Source organism: Microcoleus sp. Pol7_A1 (assembly GCF_036701085.1).
GTDB classification, from domain to species: domain Bacteria; phylum Cyanobacteriota; class Cyanobacteriia; order Cyanobacteriales; family Microcoleaceae; genus Microcoleus; species Microcoleus asticus.
Map to the genome: position 1 here is coordinate 1 of NZ_JAUBQD010000143.1, position 2,569 is coordinate 2,569.

Consider the following 2,569-nt stretch of genomic DNA (forward strand, 5'->3'; position numbering starts at 1 on the left):
TTCATTTTTTTATGGTCACAATCAAGTATTGCATATAATTGTATCACAATCATGATAATGATTTAGGATTGCTATAATGGAAGGTATCTGCCGAGAAACCATTCAAACTATTTTAGGAGTATCATCTCCCTTTATCAGCAAGTGGAAAATCAATTATGCGTTGCAGGAAATTGAAGGATTGCGCTTAAAACATCAAGGTTCGCAGGGACAACTTAAGCCAGAAGAACGAGAGGAAATTATCCAATGGTTAACCAATCAAAACCACTGGGATTTATCCGCCATAGAAAAGTATATAGCCGAGGGGTATCAGATTGAGTTTCAATCTAAAACCAGCTACTATCAACTCTTTAAGTCAGCCGGAATTAGCTGGAAAAAGTCTCAAAAAAAGAACCCCAAACGGGATGAAGAACTGGTCAAAAAAAAGCATGAAGAAATTTGTAAAAATCTGGAAGAGCACCGGGAAGCCATAGAGTCGGGAACGCTGGTGGTATATTTAATTGATGAGTGCCATCTCAAGAGGGGAGATGCCTGTGGTTATCTTTGGGGAAAGCGCAATGAGAGGATAGAAATACCGCTAGTGAATGAAAGAGAAAAACAAACTTATTCTGGCGCAATAAATCTTTTAAGAAAACAGTTGGTTCTGCGAGAATATGCGAGTGCAAATTCCGAAAATACGGTCGCTTTCCTCAAGGATTTACAATCTTTAAATCCGGCAGCGCGACATTTGATTATTTGGGATGGAGCTAGCTATCACAGATATAAAGAGATGAAAGCTTATCTAGAAGAAATTAATCTCGGTAAGGAGAAGGATGAATGGCCTTTAACTTGTATATTGTTTGCTCCCAATGCTCCGGAGCAGAATCCCGTAGAAGATATTTGGCTAAATGCCAAGACTTGGTTGAGAAAATTTGGGAAGCGTCTGAGTTCTTTTTCCTTAGTTAAATGGTTCTTTAATTTTACCATACAGGAGCAAAGTTTTGACTTTCCCAAGCTACACAAATTTGGTGATTTTGAGCCAACATTCTCATGAAACTACTGCTCGCTCGAACTCTCGATCGATTTATGAATGATTTACGATCGCTATATTAGACCCACTTACAAAAACAACTGACATCAGCTCAGTTTATTTTACCCACAATCTTGCTCTCCTTGATACAATCAGAGAAACAAGTGAGATTAGAGAGGCTGGCACGAGTATTTCCCTACCCAATTACTACCGAAAGTCGCCGTCGCAAATTGCAAAGATTTTTGGACTTACCTCAATTAACGCTCGCACGCTCTTTGGTTCCCTTTGCTCGCTTACTGGTTAACAACTTATTGCTCTGTGGGACCAACCCTATCAGTGGCGATCGATCGGACTCAATGGGGCTGTATCAATCTGTTTACGATCGCCCTAATCTGGCAGAAAAGAGCCATCCCCTTAAAAAGAGTGTTTGTTACCCAAATTAGGAAGCAGTAACTTACTTGAACTTACCCTCGCTCTCGAACAAGTTTTACCCTTGTTTAAGGAATATAAACTTATCGTTTTGGGCGACCGTGAATTTTGTTCAGTAGACTTAGGAAACGGGCCGGGAGCAATGGGTGTATCTTTTTGTTTAAGGCTGAAAAAGAATCATTGTATTGAAACAGAAAACTTAATCTGGCAACGCTTAGACCAATTAGGAGTAGTACCCGGAACTTCGTTGTACTTTCAAGGAGTGAGGGGAGCGAAAAACTGAACCCGTAGCAGGATTTGATATCGCCTGTAAATGGAAACGCAACTATCGAGGATTAAAAGTAAAAGACGCCTGGTTTATTCTCACAGATTTGGGTTCATTGCCATTCGCTATCTCCGCTTATAAAGAGCGAAGGGGAATTGAATAAATGTTCCGATATTGCAAGTAGAGGTGATAATTTAGAAGGGAGTGGTTTAAGGGGAAACCGACTGATTAAGATAATTCTGTTAATGGCTATCGCCTACAGTTCCGCGATATTTCAAGGCATTGAAATTCATAAAAAGAGGTACAAAAATATGTATCTCGCCGCTCCTAACCGAGAAAAAAACACCGTAGACGGAGTACATTTGGCGTAAGGATTCAGGTGAAAAATAGTTCATTCAGAGCGGAGAAATATGGTAGTGTAGTCAGATGAGCGAAAAATCAGAGTTATTAGCACTGAAAAGGGAAATAGTTGACCAGTTGAGCCGTGAGGAACTGATCAAAATTGTGCTGACCCAACAGAAGCTGATTGAAAAACTACAAGAAGAGGTCGAAAAGCTCAAAGAGAGACAGCCCAGCAATAGTAAAACATCATCGAAACCACCATCGAGCGATCTCATACAGAAATCAGAGACAGCCCAAGTTGATAACTCAAAAGAGTCAGAGTCCCAACCTGGATCGTAAACCAGGAGGACAGCCTGGACATATCGGCAAAACCCGAAAAGGGTTTGGGCGAGTAGATAGATATGAAATCAGCACTCCTGACTAAGAGTGAGCATTGTGGTAGCAGAGAATTAATACCAATTTAAGATGAAGCTGCATAGAATAAAGCTTCCAGAATGAAAGTGTAAGAAGATAGCGAACAGATTTGT

Annotated in this window: 2 protein-coding genes and 1 pseudogene; all 3 read left to right on the plus strand. The window is 40.4% G+C overall.

Going from position 1 to position 2,569, the window contains the following annotated elements; all coding sequences use genetic code 11:
- Positions 1-73 precede the first annotated feature (73 nt).
- Positions 74-1,030, plus strand: a pseudogene (locus QUA20_RS31535) (IS630 family transposase); the annotation flags it as partial.
- 294 nt (positions 1,031-1,324) lie between these two features.
- Positions 1,325-1,459 carry a hypothetical protein gene (locus QUA20_RS31540; protein WP_333194269.1) on the plus strand — a complete coding sequence of 45 codons (135 nt, stop codon included), beginning with the start codon at positions 1,325-1,327 and terminating at the stop codon, positions 1,457-1,459.
- Positions 1,460-2,126: 667 nt separating this feature from the next.
- On the plus strand, positions 2,127-2,381 hold the full coding sequence (locus tag QUA20_RS31545; protein ID WP_333194270.1) for a DUF6444 domain-containing protein: 255 nt from the start codon (positions 2,127-2,129) through the stop codon (positions 2,379-2,381).
- The last annotated feature ends 188 nt before the right edge of the window (positions 2,382-2,569 follow it).

Bases quoted from the DNA above. Each gene is read 5' to 3' on its own strand.
- QUA20_RS31545 (WP_333194270.1), top strand. From the start codon at position 2,127: ATGAGCGAAAAATCAGAGTTATTAGCACTGAAAAGGGAAATAGTTGAC.